The organism is Paenibacillus rhizolycopersici (assembly GCF_014947195.2).
Taxonomy (GTDB): Bacteria; Bacillota; Bacilli; order Paenibacillales; family Paenibacillaceae; genus Fontibacillus; species Fontibacillus rhizolycopersici.
Genome location: NZ_JADCNN020000004.1, coordinates 43,779 through 57,700, shown reverse-complemented (window position 1 = coordinate 57,700; position 13,922 = coordinate 43,779). Strand labels below are relative to the sequence as shown.

Annotated in this window: 12 protein-coding genes; 6 read left to right on the top strand and 6 right to left on the bottom strand. The window is 52.0% G+C overall.

The genetic code is table 11. From position 1 onward, the window contains the following. Positions 1-64: 64 nt before the first annotated feature. Together IM700_RS05665 and IM700_RS05660 are read left to right on the top strand one after the other, a co-directional pair. Positions 65-517, top strand: a complete 453-nt coding sequence (locus IM700_RS05665; RefSeq protein ID WP_239483643.1) for a MarR family winged helix-turn-helix transcriptional regulator — start codon at positions 65-67, stop codon at positions 515-517. Next, entirely contained in the window at positions 507-2,024 is a 1,518-nt protein-coding gene (locus IM700_RS05660) for a DHA2 family efflux MFS transporter permease subunit (protein WP_193415164.1), read from the top strand. Before IM700_RS05665 ends, IM700_RS05660 begins: the two co-directional genes overlap by 11 nt. 85 nt (positions 2,025-2,109) lie before the next feature. Here IM700_RS05660 and IM700_RS05655 read toward each other — a convergent pair whose 3' ends face one another. The 4 genes from IM700_RS05655 to IM700_RS05640 form a co-directional block, all read right to left on the bottom strand. Continuing rightward, positions 2,110-4,551 carry a glycoside hydrolase family 94 protein gene (locus IM700_RS05655; protein WP_193415165.1) on the bottom strand — a complete coding sequence of 814 codons (2,442 nt, stop codon included), beginning with the start codon at positions 4,549-4,551 and terminating at the stop codon, positions 2,110-2,112. A 101-nt stretch (positions 4,552-4,652) separates the two neighbouring features. Next, positions 4,653-5,705 carry a LacI family DNA-binding transcriptional regulator gene (locus tag IM700_RS05650; RefSeq protein WP_193415166.1) on the bottom strand — a complete coding sequence of 351 codons (1,053 nt, stop codon included), beginning with the start codon at positions 5,703-5,705 and terminating at the stop codon, positions 4,653-4,655. 98 nt (positions 5,706-5,803) lie between these two features. After that, a complete protein-coding gene (locus IM700_RS05645) occupies positions 5,804-6,724 on the bottom strand; it encodes a molecular chaperone DnaJ (protein ID WP_193415167.1) in 921 nt (306 codons plus the stop codon). A 176-nt stretch (positions 6,725-6,900) separates the two neighbouring features. Then, positions 6,901-7,788 carry a C40 family peptidase gene (locus IM700_RS05640; protein ID WP_193415168.1) on the bottom strand — a complete coding sequence of 296 codons (888 nt, stop codon included), beginning with the start codon at positions 7,786-7,788 and terminating at the stop codon, positions 6,901-6,903. 102 nt (positions 7,789-7,890) lie between these two features. Here IM700_RS05640 and IM700_RS05635 point away from each other — a divergent pair, with 102 nt between their 5' ends. Next, complete coding sequence (locus tag IM700_RS05635) at positions 7,891-9,153, top strand: MFS transporter (protein ID WP_193415169.1); 1,263 nt, start codon at positions 7,891-7,893, stop codon at positions 9,151-9,153. A gap of 115 nt (positions 9,154-9,268) precedes the next feature. Continuing rightward, positions 9,269-10,261: an aldose 1-epimerase gene (locus IM700_RS05630; protein ID WP_193415170.1), complete on the top strand. Its 993-nt coding sequence runs from the start codon at positions 9,269-9,271 to the stop codon at positions 10,259-10,261. A 98-nt stretch (positions 10,262-10,359) separates the two neighbouring features. Here IM700_RS05630 and IM700_RS05625 read toward each other — a convergent pair whose 3' ends face one another. Further along, positions 10,360-10,716 carry a LytTR family transcriptional regulator DNA-binding domain-containing protein gene (locus IM700_RS05625; protein ID WP_193415171.1) on the bottom strand — a complete coding sequence of 119 codons (357 nt, stop codon included), beginning with the start codon at positions 10,714-10,716 and terminating at the stop codon, positions 10,360-10,362. 190 nt (positions 10,717-10,906) lie between these two features. Here IM700_RS05625 and IM700_RS05620 point away from each other — a divergent pair, with 190 nt between their 5' ends. Together IM700_RS05620 and IM700_RS05615 are read left to right on the top strand one after the other, a co-directional pair. After that, a complete protein-coding gene (locus tag IM700_RS05620) occupies positions 10,907-11,983 on the top strand; it encodes a lactonase family protein (protein WP_239483641.1) in 1,077 nt (358 codons plus the stop codon). Positions 11,984-12,072: 89 nt separating this feature from the next. Beyond that, positions 12,073-13,149, top strand: a complete 1,077-nt coding sequence (locus tag IM700_RS05615; RefSeq protein ID WP_193415172.1) for an AI-2E family transporter — start codon at positions 12,073-12,075, stop codon at positions 13,147-13,149. Positions 13,150-13,251: 102 nt separating this feature from the next. On the opposite strand, the gene IM700_RS05610 is transcribed toward IM700_RS05615, so the two are convergent. Continuing rightward, the gene (locus tag IM700_RS05610) at positions 13,252-13,788 is read right to left on the bottom strand and encodes a hypothetical protein (protein WP_193415173.1); all 537 of its coding nucleotides are present in this window, start codon (positions 13,786-13,788) and stop codon (positions 13,252-13,254) included. Positions 13,789-13,922 lie beyond the last annotated feature (134 nt).

Genomic DNA, 13,922 nt, shown 5'->3' with positions numbered 1-13,922 from the left:
GTCATGAAATATTTCGTATACGAAATATTAAATTATAAAACAAAAATTAAAGGATGAGAGCTGCTTGGATCAAAAGCAACGCATGCATGAGATCGTGGAATCCTTTCGCGAGGTGAAAAGAGCGTTTTATCAACTGTTATCCAAACAGGCCGAGCCCTTCGGCATTACTGGTATCCAATTCATGGTGTTGAAAAGGATTCAGAACAACCCGCAAATCGGCGTTACCGAGCTTGCCGATCAGATGCGGATGGGGAACAGTACGGTCAGCGGAGTGATCGATCGTCTGGTGAAAGCAGGACTGGTGGTGCGCGCACGTTTGGATAGCGACCGAAGATCGGTTGCCTTGCAGATTACGGACAAAGGGATGGAGGTTTATCAGCTGACGGACCTTGAATATACGAAGGCGATCACAACCGTTCTGGAGACATCCGGGAGAGACATCGACCATATGCTGCAAACGCATCACAAAATTATAGAGTCATTAGAGAAAGTGAGAGAAGAAACCCATGAACCATGAAGCGGCTGTACAGGACGCGAATTTCAAGAGATGGCCCATCGTCATGGCGCTCCTGATCGGGGCGTTTGTGTCGATTTTGAACCAAACCTTAATGAACGTTGCCCTACCGCAGATGATGGACGACTTGGGTGTGGGAGCAACTACCATCCAATGGCTGTCGACCGGATTTATGCTGGTGAATGGCGTCTTGATCCCAATCAGCGCCTTTTTGATGGAACGTTTCACGACGCGGATGCTGTTTATCTCCGCGATGATTTTGTTTTCGGCCGGTACATTTATTTGCGGAATCGGTTCCAGCTTCGAGCTAGTGCTCGCCGGACGGTTGGTCCAGGCTGCCGGAGCCGGCGTACTGATGCCGTTGATGACCGTCGTATTCCTGACGATTTTTCCAATTGAGAAACGCGGTCAGGCGATGGGGATGATGGGGATCGCCATGATCTTCGCCCCGGCGGTTGGTCCAACGCTTTCCGGATGGGTGATTGAACATCATCCGTGGAACGTCTTGTTCTGGATCATTTTTCCGTTTGCGATTTTGTCCATTTTTCTAGGCTTTATCTTTATGAAAAATGTAACCCAAGTCGGCCGACCGAAGCTGGATGTTCTGTCGATCATTTTATCGACGATTGGGTTTGGCGGCGTCTTGTATGGCTTTAGCGAAGCCGGCAGCACCAGTTGGGGCGAGACGGAAGTTGTCGTCAGCCTGATTGTCGGCGTCGTCTCCCTCGGGGTATTCCTGTGGCGCCAAATGAGATCGGATAAACCGCTGCTGGAATTTCGCGTGTTTAGATACGATATGTTTTCGTTAACTACGATAATTAACGTTGTGGTTACGATGGCGATGTACGCGGCAATGATTCTGCTGCCGATTTACCTGCAGAAGATTCGCGGCTTCTCGCCGCTCGAATCGGGTCTTTTACTTATGCCTGGGGCGATTCTAATGGGGATCATGTCCCCGATTACCGGGATGATCTTCGACCGAATCGGCGCGCGCTGGCTGGCGGTGGTTGGGCTGGGGATTACGGCGGTGACGACATGGGAATTCAGCAATTTGACCGACAGCACGACCTATACGCATCTCATTTTGATGTATACGGCCCGAATGTTCGGGATGTCCATGCTGATGATGCCGATCCAGACAGCTGGCCTCAATCAGCTGCCGGCGCGGCTTAACGCACATGGTACGGCGATGTCCAATACGCTCCGGACGATTGCAGGAGCGCTGGGCACCGCGCTCCTGGTGACAATCATGTCCTCTCGCGCCAAGGAGAAGGCGACGGAGATGATCCTCACGGCCGGGATCAATCCTAAGGATCCCTCTAATGCGCAGCAAGTGGCTCTGATCACCCGAGACGCGACGATTAACGGAATCGATTTTGCCTTTGTCGTGGCGACGGGAATTACGCTGGTCGCCTTCGTTTTGGCGTTCTTTATTCGCAAAGTCCAGGTAAATATAGAAGGTCAGGACTCGGAGAATGAGGAAAACGGCATGAAGCCTGCCAAGGCTTAGATTTCTCATTGTAATCAAAAAGGTACAATCGCTCAGGATTTCTGAGCGGTTGTACCTTTTTTGGGTCGGAAAAGTAGTAAGTTTTTTATCCGAGAACAACTTCAACTTGATGCACGCCGCCATCGCCAACCGGGGCGATAACGTTACCCTGAATCGGCTGGCCGTCAACCGTGATGCGGGCTACGCCTTTTTCCACATGGTTCGGGTTGCTCACGCGGATCACGTACGTGTCGCCACGGAAGACGCGGGTGATTTCGTATCCATCCCAAGCGGATGGAATGCAAGGATCAACCTTCAGGCCGCCGAAGTCGGCTTGAATACCGAGAATCGCCTGCGTGATCGCCACGTAGTTCCAGGCTGCCGTACCAGTGAGCCAGGAGTTCTTCGCTTCGCCGTGACGTACCGCGTCTTTACCGGCGATCATTTGCGAATAGACGTATGGCTCCATCCGATGGACTTCGCTGATCTCTTCGAGGTACGCCGGAGCGATTTTCGAATAGACCTCAAACGCCCGATCGCCATGGCCCAATACGGTTTCAGCGATCATAATCCACGGGTTGTTGTGACAGAAGATCCCGGCATTTTCTTTGTACCCTGGCGGGTAACTGGAGATTTCGCCCAGGTTCAGATAATACTTCGAATACGGCGGTTGCTGCAGCACGATACCGTATTTCGTATCGAGACGCTCTTCAACGGAAGTGAGCGCTTTAGCTGCCAAACCTTCTTCAACGCCGATGCCAGCCATGACGCACATCCCTTGCGGCTCGATGAAGATTTGACCCTCCGCGTTTTCCTTGCTGCCGATTTTTTCGCCATAATGATCGTAAGCGCGCAGGAACCAGTCGCCGTCAAAGCCGTGCTCCAGCGTTGTTTTGCGCATTTTTTCGATCCAGTCGAGCGCATCTGTCGCATCGGCGTCCAGCCCGCGCATACGGCAAATTTCAGCGAAGTCCGGGCCTACGAAGACGAACAAGCCGGCAATAAATACGGATTCGGCGACGCGGCCTTCGATGTTCGCGGTCGTTTGGAACGATTCACCCGGCTCCTTGGAGAAGCAGTTCAGGTTTAAGCAGTCGTTCCAGTCCGCGCGGCCAATCAGCGGTAAACCATGCGGTCCCAGGTTGTGTACGACATGGTAGAAGGAACGTCTCAAATGCTCAAACAGCGTTGCGGTGTTATCCGGGTTGCTGTCGAATGGCACTTGCTCGTCGAGAATGCTGAGATCGCCGGTTTCCTTAATATAAGCGGCGGTTCCGGACACCAGCCACAACGGATCGTCGTTGAAGCCGCTGCCGACCTCGTTGTTGCCTTTTTTGGTCAGCGGTTGATATTGGTGATACGCGCTGCCGTCTTCAAACTGGGTCGCGGCGATGTCGAGAATCCGCTCTCTGGCACGTTCCGGAATTTGATGCACAAAACCGAGCAAATCCTGGTTGGAGTCGCGGAAGCCCATACCGCGGCCGATTCCGGATTCGAAATAGGAAGCGGAACGCGACATGTTGAAGGTTACCATACATTGATACGGATTCCAGATGTTGACCATGCGGTTCAGCTTGTCGTCGCCGCTTTGGATTTGGTATTTGGACAGCAGGCCGTCCCAATACGTAGCCAGCTCGGCCAAGGCCCGGTCGACGTCAGCGTCCGTGGCGAATTTGTCGATCATCTCAAGCGCAGGTTTTTTGTTGACCACGCTTGGGGCTTCCCATTTCTCTTCTTCCGGCAATTCAACGTAACCGAGAACAAAGATCAGGCTTTGTTCTTCACCTGGAGCAAGCTTCATCGTCACTTCGTGCGAGCCGATCGGCGACCAGCCGCTGGCCACGGAGTTGGAGGCTCTGCCAGCCACGACGACTTGCGGCTCGTGTAAACCGTTATATAGTCCGACGAAGGATTCGCGATCCGTGTCGAAGCCGTCGATGTCACGGTTGACGGAATAGAACGCATAATGATTCCGGCGTTCACGGTATTCGGTTTTGTGGTAAATGACCGAATCCAGCACTTCCACTTCGCCGGTACTCAGGTTGCGCTGGAAATTTGTCATGTCGTCCTGGGCGTTCCAAAGGCAGAACTCGGCAAAAGAGAAGAGGGAGACCTTCTTCGTCTCGTTGCTCGTATTTTTTACCGTCAGGCGATGCACTTCGCCGTTATAGCCAAGCGGAATAAACGCCAGCTGCGTTACCGAAATCCCGCCGCGTTCCCCGGTAATCGAGGTATACCCCAAACCGTGACGGCATTCGTAAAAATCCAGCTCGCGCTTCACCGGCATCCAGCCCGGTGTCCAGAAATCGCCGTTGTCATGGTCGCGGAGGTAGTAATAACGTCCGCCGGTATCGAGAGGAATGTTGTTGTAGCGGTACCGGGTCAACCGACGCAGGCGTGCATCCCGGTAGAACGTGTAGCCGCCGGCGGTATTGGAAATTAATCCGAAAAATTGCTCATTGCCAAGGTAGTTAATCCATGGGTAAGGGGTTTGCGGCGTATTGATCACATACTCTTTGCGTTGGTCGTCAAATGCTCCGAATTTCATGAATAGGAACTCTCCCTTCGTTTGTGAACGCGCGTTTATTTCGTTGAAAAAAGATTCCTCCTAACAATCGTTGATCGTATTGTAGGAGGAGGTGCGCCGGCTTATTCCGTCGGGGGCTGGCAGGAATCCCGGATCACCAGGCGGGTTGGAAAGCTGACCGTGCTGAACGTGGGCTGCTCCGTTTCGCAAAGCTCGAGCACCTTTAATACGGCGGCCTTTGCCATCTCGTCGACGGGCAGGCGAACAGTGGTCAGCTTGGGCGTGATCCGAGAGGCTAGTTGGACATCGTCAAAGCCGATGACGGATAACTGCTCAGGCACACGAACCCCGCTTTCCGAAAACGCTTCCATCGCCGCAAAAGCCATGTCGTCGTTGGCGCAAAACAGCGCTGTCGGTAAGGTTCCTTGCTCAATGAGCTTGCGGGTTTCGCGATAAGCGCTCTCCTTCAGAAACTCGCCTTCAAGGACAAAAGCCTCGGGCAACGGCAAATTGTGCTTCTGTAATGTGTGCTCATAGGCTAAGTATCGCTCACGCCCCGAAAACGTATTCATGCTGCCTTTCAAGATGCCGATTTCCCGGTGCCCCAGCTCGATCAAGTATTCGATCGCCTGGACCGTGCCCTCGTAGTCATTGGAGTTTATGACGGCCAAGTGGTTCTTGTTCAGCCGCTCCGCCATGATCTCCGCGATGTCGTAATCAACGAGCACCAGCGGCGCTTCCTGGTCCACCATTTCCCGAACCAGCTCGATGTCCTTTTGGGTGCCGACCAGAATCCCGCCGTCGATCCGCTTCTGTTGGAAGGCTTGCTTTACCTTCTGAAAATCACCCGGCGAATAGACGGTATGAATCAGAACATAAAATCCGCGGGCATTGGCCGTATCGACGACCATGTCGACGATCGGGGCAAAGTAGCTGTTCTGATAGATGCGGCTGGTGTCTTCCTTCTCGGTCATGCTGATGGCGAACAGGCCGATCGTATCCGTCCGTTTGCCGGCTAGCGCCCGGGCAAAGCTGTTCGGTTCGTAATGGTGCTGCTCGATGACGCGGAGCACTTTGGCCCGTGTTGCTTCCGGAACGTTCGGATAGTTGTTGATCACCCGTGATACGGTGCTGCGGGACACCCCGGCCAGTTTAGCTATGTCTTCGCTGCGCATAAGGTTGGTCCCCTCTTTCGTAAACGCGCGTTTATAGGGTTATTTTATAGCATCCTCTGAAATTAATCAATTCCGAAAAATGCACGAAAAAAAGACGGCTATTTCGCCGCCTTTGGGATGTTCTCCAGGTACTCCTTCATCATTTGAATCGCTTTGTCTTTGTTCTTCGTGTCGGAACGGAGGGAGATGATCAAGTCCGTCATCCCGAGCGGAAGTTCCTTCACGAGGGTGCTGTCGGTGACGTTAATCCCGTACACGTGCTCGGTATTGTCTTCGTCGGATACATCCTTGACGATGGATTCATCGGTCAGGAGATCTTTAAGCTCGCCGCTCGCCACGTCGTCGAGACTCAGAAAAGCGCCGCCGTTCGACAGCCAATCGAAGGTCGGGACATCGGTAATATAAATATCCGGACTGGTTGTAGCTATTACAGCCATCGCTTTTTGCTGGTAGGCCATATCCGTCGTACTCGCACCGGCTTCCCCTTGAGGCGGCAAATACACATTCTCAATCTCCACCCGCTTGAAGCCGGGGATCTGAGCCGTCATGGCTTGCTCTAGGGCGTCAACACCGCCATTTTGGTCGTCGGTCATAAAATTGCCAACCATCATGATCGATAGGTCGATGGGGGGCAGGGCGGCTAGCCGTTTTTGTTCTTCGCGGTGATCAAGATAAGCGTTCGTACCGAAGATAATGGCGACAACAGCGATAAGTCCAATGATCACGTAAGCTCGGTAAAGCCGGAAAAAATCGTCGACCTTCTCGGCAGTACCGGCAAATTTGCCCCACTTCGCATAGCGTTTCTGGTTTAACTCCGCGATTTTCCGCTGTTCCTCCGTCTCCACGATCCGCTTGTAAGCTTGGATTTTTCGTTCGGTTTCCTTGGTTTCGCCAGGGCTCGGATGGCGGGAGCGGGATTTACGGAGCAAAATGTCAAATACCTTCTCCAATTCTTCGCGGGAAGCGTTTTCGGGTAACCCCAGCAGTTCATAATCCTGTTTCAAATTGTTCTTGTCCATCGTCTTTCTCCTCTGAATCCATCGGGTTTTGATGTATAAATATTATATGGAAAGTGATGCATACATTTATTATACTTTGTATTTGTAACGAAGGGAAATCGCTTGTCGACAATAAAAAAAGCCGGGTGAACCCAGCAGTTCCCCGGACTAGGATTATGAGGGCCCAAGCCCTTCTGCTAACGAATCCGGCGCATGGAAATGATGACGTCGCTCCAATAGCCGCTATCTAGGGGGCTGATTTGAACGCCCGGGGCGCCCCAAGTGTGAATGAACTTGCCGTCCCCGATATAGATGCCGACATGACCCGCGATATTGTCGGATTTAAACCGGCCCGGGACGGTAAAGAAGATCAAGTCTCCGACTTGGAGTTGGTCACGCGTCACCGATATGCCATCTTGGGCTTGATCGCGGGCCAACCGCGGCAGGTCTTGGCCGAATTTCTTGAAGACATGGCGGGTAAAGGACGAACAATCAAACGATTTGGACTGCTCGTAAGGAGCTGCGCCAAATTCATAAGGAACGCCCAAATACTGCTTGGCATAGGCGACCATCTCATCGCGATGATCGGCGACTCCGAGAATCCCGTAGCGGCTGGTCCCGGTTTGCGGCGGAATGCGGCCGCCCGCCGGGGAAATGCGGTCAAACGTCAAAGCCCCCGTACGCGAATCGATTTGGGCTTTCGTTTGCAGCAAGGCCGATACGGCATCCATCGTCATATACAATTGGCCGTTTTCGCGCACTGGCGCCTGGGGCAGGGAAATCGGCTGTCCAAAGGAAATGGCATGTCTTTGACTGGGCTGAACGGTAAACATCACATCGGAAAAACCGAGGTTGGCCGTGTCGCCCGTTTCTTGCAACCGCAGGCCCAGGCTTTGAGCCACTTGCGTCAGCGGAACCCAGCTCGTGCCGCCCGCGTTCGTAACCGCTTCCGTTCTAACCGGCGATCCATCGGAAGGAGGGACGGAATTCGAGCGGAGCCGGTCCGGCTGGCCGCATGAGGTGACAAGCATGAGCGACAGGGCCATACAAGCAAGGAACAATCCAAACTTCAAGGTATAGCGCATAGGGTGAGAAGCACTCCATTCATTCAGATTAGCGAGACACTTGAAGTATGTAAAAAAAGAGATAGAACTATTCGGGCAGGAGCTAAAGGAGCTACCATCATCATGAAGAGCAGCCTCATGCAAAGAACGCAAGTGCAGCGCAAGCCGTCACGCCAGCGCCGCAACCTGGCGATCGCGACCTGGGAGGGCGTCCCTTCCACGATCTTTCAAACCTTGCTTGGCGGTCAGTTCCTGACCGGATTTCTGCTATATTTGGGGGCGAACTCCGCCCAAATCGGCTTCGTCCTCGCGATTACTACCTTTGTGAATATTGCCCAAATCGCGGTTGCCTTCCTGATTCAACGATTAACCAGCCGCAAATGGGCGCTGGTGCTGTTCGTTGGGATGCACCGAATTCTGTGGGGAGCGACGGGCTTGGTTCCGTTTGTTTTTCCGCATCGTTATTGGGTTACCGGATTTATCGGACTGTATATCGTCGCGTTTATGTTCAATACGATTGGCGCGATACTGTGGAACTCGCTGATAAGCGATATTGTACCGGCACGGGTCAGAGGGAGATATTTCGGGATCCGGAATACGTTCCTCAATGCACTTAGCACACTGGTCATGTTTTTGGGCGGGATGGTATTGGATCATTATCCGGCGGCACAAGGGTTCTTCTATTTGTATATCGTGATCTGGATCAGTGCTATAGCCAATATCGTCGTGTTTTCGTTTTATCCGGACATGGCCTTCGAGCGTTCAGCGGAAAGCAAGTTTCTCCCGATGCTGCGTAAACCTCTGCGCGATGGAGCCTTCATGAAGGCGACGTTGTTCCTGGCCGGTTTTCTGCTCCTGCAGAACCTCGTCGTTCCGCTTTATTCGTATGTGATGCTGGAATTGCTGCACATCAATTACCAGACCATCTCGCTCCTGAATGTGACGCAGACGGTATTTATGATGGCGAGCTTTTACGTTTGGGGGAACCTGAACGCGCGTTACAGCAATCGCCGCCTGCTGTTCTGGACGCTGCCGATCATTGCGCTAGCGATTCTCTGCTGGGGCGGCTTGTCCTTCTTGCCGATGCTGCCCGTGCTCTTCCTCGCTCATATGATATTTGGGGTAGGGGTCGGCGGCTTTAACCAACTGGCCTTTAACTTTATGATCGGCGACACCCCCAAATCAGAACGTCCGATGTACATGGCGATGTACTCGGCCATCACCGGCGTCGCTTCTTTCTTTGGCCCGCTAGTAGGCGGTCAGGTGCTGGAATGGATCGAAGGTTGGCCGACCTGGACGCAAGTGTTCGGTATGCAGTTGGTCGTGGGGGCGGCGATGATTGTGTTGGCCGCAAGTTTGGGCCGGCGAATTTTGCGCGATGTGTGAGGGCGACGATTCCAGCGGAATGGGGCATCGTTGTGACGGACAGGGGTGACTTTTGGAGGCGCTTTAAGGTATATTACAAGTTGAGCAGCTAAGCAATGAAGGGAGATTATCATACATGGCACAAAGAACGGCTTACGAAGGTACCTATCAAGGTGAAAAAGCAGTATGGCTTAAATCCGGGCGGTATGAGGCGATCATGCTCCCGGAAATCGGCGGCAATTTGATTGCTTTCCGCGATGTCGAAAGCGGTTACCGCTTTTTGCGCGAACCTGGCGAGAGCGAGATGGAAGCTTTCAAGAGCAACCCGGGTGTACACGGCATTCCGGTGCTGTTTCCCCCAAACCGCTATGAGGACGGATTGTTCCCATGGAAAGGCGAGGTTCTGAAGTTTCCGGTAAACGAGGCGGCAACTCACAACCATTTGCATGGATTTTTACATACGACGGCCTGGGAGGTCGAGGATTTCGGCCAAACGCCATTTGAAAGCTATGTCACGGTTAAGGTAACCGTTAACGAGAGCCATGAGGTGTACCGTTACCTGCCATTCAAATTTACCGCCCGTTTAAAGTACACTTTAAGCGACGATGGCTTAGCCCAGCAGGTGTTCGTTCGCAATGACGGCGACAAGGAGATGCCTTGCTTGTTGGCTTTCCATACGGCGGTGAATGCGCCGTTTGCGCCGGAGAGTACAGCGAAGGATTACCGGGTGAAGCTGACGATCGGACAGCGTTGGCAAATGAGCGAGCGGATGCTCCCAACTGGATCCTATCAACCTCTTACGGCTGAAGAGCTGCAGATGCAGGGGGAGGGTGTGTTTCCGTTCTTCGCTTCTATGGATAATCACTATACGGCCGTGCCGCAAAACGGCAGAAATCGGATGGAGCTGACCGACATGAAACTAGGAAAAACCCTCGTTTATGACGTGGGAACCTCCTACAAGCAATGGATGATTTGGAATAACGGCGCAACGGAAGGCTTCTTCTGCCCAGAGCCGCAAATCAATCTGGTGAATGCGCCGAAGGCGGAATTGCCGGCGGAAGAAATCGGATTGTTCAGCCTGCTTCCAGGCGAGATTTGGGAGGAACGCTCCCGTCTGTACGTGAAATAACTTAGTCCAATGAAAAAAGCAGCCGACCGGCCGTCTGAGACGACGCGAGTCAGCTGCTTTTTCTTTGGCCGTTAGGCCTGATCCCATTGGGCGGAGAGTTAATTGACCCCGGCAGTTACCTTGCCGCGCAGTGACGGGATCAGTCGCTTCATTTGCTCCAGATTGCGTCTGGGCACATGAATCGTTTTGATGCCGTGCCGTTCATCCCGGAACCATACGACATTGTCGCGAATTTCGGAGACCTGGGACAGGTTGACATAGCAGTTCGTGCTGATGCGGTAAAAGCGAGGGTCTGAGATCAGCTTCGAGGTCTGTTCGGCGGATAATCTCTGTTTAATACTGTAATTCCGTCCATGAAAGCAAACCAGTCCGTGAGCTCCGATCTTGAAGAAATACGTCTCGTAAGGATTGAGGTCCTCATAGACACCCCTTTCTTCGAGTCCGACGTTCATCATTCCAAATCCCCCTTTAGAAGATGCTTTCGGAAGCGCTTACAGTATATCATATTTTAACCAATTTGGGTAGGTGACCGATTCATGTTAAAAATTTTATCTTTTTTCGGTTGAGACTGGACTTTTAAGTCCATTTACGAAAAAATATAAAGGATGTTATTCCAAACGAGCTTTCCTGAAGGAGGATATTCAATTGTCAGCTTCACAACCTCGATTGCTGTTATTTGTAGGATCGTACGCCGAAACAAGCGATCCTGGAGTTTATGTATATGAAATGGATTCGGTCAATGGGGAGATTCGTCTTCTGGATCAAGCCACCGGGTTGAAGAACCCCACCTTTCTTGGCGTAGATGCAGAGCACCGCAAGGTTTACGCCATTTCCGAAACGACCAAGGAAGGGGAGCGAATCGGCGAGGTCATCGCATTTGATGTCGACGCCGTGGGCAAGCTGCGCGAATTGAATCGTGAGGTTACAATTCGCCCTTCTTCTTCGCATATCCAGCTCGACCGAAGCTGTCGCTTTGCCGTTGTGTCGGGATATCACGGCGGTAATGTCGGCCTTGTGGAGCTTCAAGCAGACGGATCGGCGGGCCGCTTGGTCGACGAGCGTCAGCACGAAGGCCAAGGTGCCGACCCGGTGCGTCAGGATCGTCCGCATCCCCACTCGGTGGCATTCAGCCCGGACAATCGGTTCGCGTTGGTTGCTGATTTGGGATTGGATCGCCTTGTGGTGTATTCGTTTGAACCGGAAACCGGACGGCTGGTTTACCAGAGCGAAGCTTCTACTCCACCGGGGGCGGGTCCGCGCCATCTGGCCTTTCATCCAAACGGGCAATGGTTGTATTCCATCAATGAAGTGAATTCATCGATTTCGTTTTTTCATTACGATGCGGCGACCGGTAAATTGGCACTACAGGACACGGTGCCAACTTTGCCGGCTGAATACACAGGGGAGAATACAACGGCGGAGGTGGCTATTTCGGCGGACGGTCGTCATCTCTATGGCTCCAATCGTGGCCATGACAGCTTGGTGCAGTTCGCGATCGACCCAGAGAGCGGACGGCTTACGTTCGTTGAACACGTCTCCAGCGAGGGCGGACATCCACGGCATTTTTCGCTCACCCCGGATGGGAGGTATCTGATTGCAGCGAACCGGGATGACAATCTGCTGGCGGTTTTTTCGGTAGAGCCGGAGAGCGGACGATTGACGTTTACCGACAGGACCGTATCTGTATCCAAGCCGGTATGCGTGAAGCCGGTGTGGTTCTAAAAGGATTCATTTGCAATGTACCAGAGGCTCGCATAAGATTAACGAAGGGGATTTTTATTCAGTAAACATGAAGGAGCCGGTTGTGACTCATGACGTTTTTTAGGGAATTGTTTCAAATGGCGGGATTCCGTAGGGTGTTAGCCCTGCTGTTTGTCGTGATCGTCCTGTATTTCGTTCGAAGTATGCTCAATATGCTGCTAATCACATTTATTCTGACGTATTTAATTAATCGGCTGCACAATTTCATCAGCCGGAATGTGGCCAAGGTGATTCGCGTCAACCGAACCGTAACCGTCCTGTTTATCTACGTCGTGTTGATCGCACTGCTTGGCTATGCAATCTACTACTATATGCCGGTGCTGCTCACCGAACTAACCGATTTGGTTAACCAGGTGATATCCTTTTATTCTAATCCTCCGGTGCTGATGGATAACCCGATCCTGAACTACATTGTTGAATATTTGAAAGATATCGATCTATCGGCTTATATCAACAATGGTTTTGACTTCTTGCTCAGTACGCTGACCGATATCGGCGAATGGAGTTTGAATCTGTTTATCGCCATCGTGCTCAGCTTGTTCTTGTTGCTGGAAAAAGAGAAGGTGACCAATTTTACAGTCCTGTTCCGCGAAAGTCGGATCGGCGGACTGTTCAAGGAGCTGGAATACTTTGGACGGAAGTTTGTTCAATCCTTCGGCAAAGTCATTGAGGTTCAATTCTTAATTGCTCTGGTCAATGCTTCTTTATCGACGATCTTCCTATGGATTCTTGGATTTCCGAACCTGATTGCTTTGGCGATCATGATCTTTCTGTTGGGGCTGGTTCCGGTCATGGGCGTTATCATTTCGTTGATCCCGCTTTGCGCGATCGCTTTCAAAATCGGCGGATTGATCAAAATCGTATATGTGCTGATTATGGTCGCCGTTGTTCATGCGGTCGAAACGTATTTCCTGAATCCGAAATTCATGTCCAACAAAACCCATTTGCCGATTTTCTTCACCTTCCTTATCCTGTTGGTCTCCGAGCATTTCCTTGGGATCTGGGGATTAATAGTCGGCGTTCCGATCTTTATCTTTATGCTGGATATCGTCGAGGTTCCTGTTGGGGTCCATCCCCCTGCGGTAGTGAAGATTGCGGCAGAACCGGAACCGCCGGCAGAGAAATAAATAGCGAAGTTCAAACGATTTGATAAACGTAAAAGCCGCTGAGCTGACCGTATAGGTAGCCCAGCGGTTTTTTTGCGGATCAACCGTAGTTTATGCTTTGGGTCAATGGGGCAGGTGGCTCCAATTAACCTGATTGTTCTGGTAATCCGCTGTAGGCTGTCCCGGTTCGCGGTCCTTCCACGAGCGGTTAATGACTTTCTTCAGCTTGTCAGGGAGCTTGGACTTGATTCTGTCCGCCTTCTCCTTGTCGATTTTCCCCTCTGCAAGCGCTTGGTCGATATTGCGGTTCGCCGTTTCGGTCAGCTTCTTCAAGTATTCGGCTTCGCTCCAGCCTTTTTGGGCTTGTACAATTTGAAGCAGCGTTTTGCCCTGCTTCAATTGCCCTACCAGCGCCTTGGGTTCAATACCTAGCATTTCGGCCGTATCTTTCACGATATGACCGCCGCGGAAATGACCGTGCGGGTGACGATGATTCGCTTCCATCTGAGACGGAGTTGGATTCGCCTGCGGTGGCTGATCCGCCGGTGCGCCCGTTTCCGCATACACGGAGCCTGCCGTGGCAGTTGATCCGGCAGCAATCAGGAGAGCAAGGGTCAATTTGCCGGCTATTGGTTTCAAGTTCTCCATAAACATGGACATTTTTCACCTCTTCGTTTAGAATAATTTGGTCCTTGCCTTCTTCAGTCTTGACCAAAAAATCGCAGGATATCTGAAACGAACCTTAATATTTCTTAAAAATTCGCTTAAAATAATGGAATGTGTCGTGGAACGTA

What these genes read in the sequence shown, in the direction of transcription:
- IM700_RS05660 (WP_193415164.1), top strand. Translation starts at nt 507, where the DNA reads ATGAACCATGAAGCGGCTGTACAGGACGCGAATTTCAAGAGATGGCCC.
- IM700_RS05655 (WP_193415165.1), bottom strand. Translation starts at nt 4,551, where the DNA reads ATGAAATTCGGAGCATTTGACGACCAACGCAAAGAGTATGTGATCAAT.
- IM700_RS05650 (WP_193415166.1), bottom strand. Translation starts at nt 5,705, where the DNA reads ATGCGCAGCGAAGACATAGCTAAACTGGCCGGGGTGTCCCGCAGCACC.
- IM700_RS05645 (WP_193415167.1), bottom strand. Translation starts at nt 6,724, where the DNA reads ATGGACAAGAACAATTTGAAACAGGATTATGAACTGCTGGGGTTACCC.
- IM700_RS05640 (WP_193415168.1), bottom strand. Translation starts at nt 7,788, where the DNA reads ATGCGCTATACCTTGAAGTTTGGATTGTTCCTTGCTTGTATGGCCCTG.
- IM700_RS05635 (WP_193415169.1), top strand. Translation starts at nt 7,891, where the DNA reads ATGAAGAGCAGCCTCATGCAAAGAACGCAAGTGCAGCGCAAGCCGTCA.
- IM700_RS05630 (WP_193415170.1), top strand. Translation starts at nt 9,269, where the DNA reads ATGGCACAAAGAACGGCTTACGAAGGTACCTATCAAGGTGAAAAAGCA.
- IM700_RS05625 (WP_193415171.1), bottom strand. Translation starts at nt 10,716, where the DNA reads ATGATGAACGTCGGACTCGAAGAAAGGGGTGTCTATGAGGACCTCAAT.
- IM700_RS05615 (WP_193415172.1), top strand. Translation starts at nt 12,073, where the DNA reads ATGACGTTTTTTAGGGAATTGTTTCAAATGGCGGGATTCCGTAGGGTG.
- IM700_RS05610 (WP_193415173.1), bottom strand. Translation starts at nt 13,788, where the DNA reads ATGTCCATGTTTATGGAGAACTTGAAACCAATAGCCGGCAAATTGACC.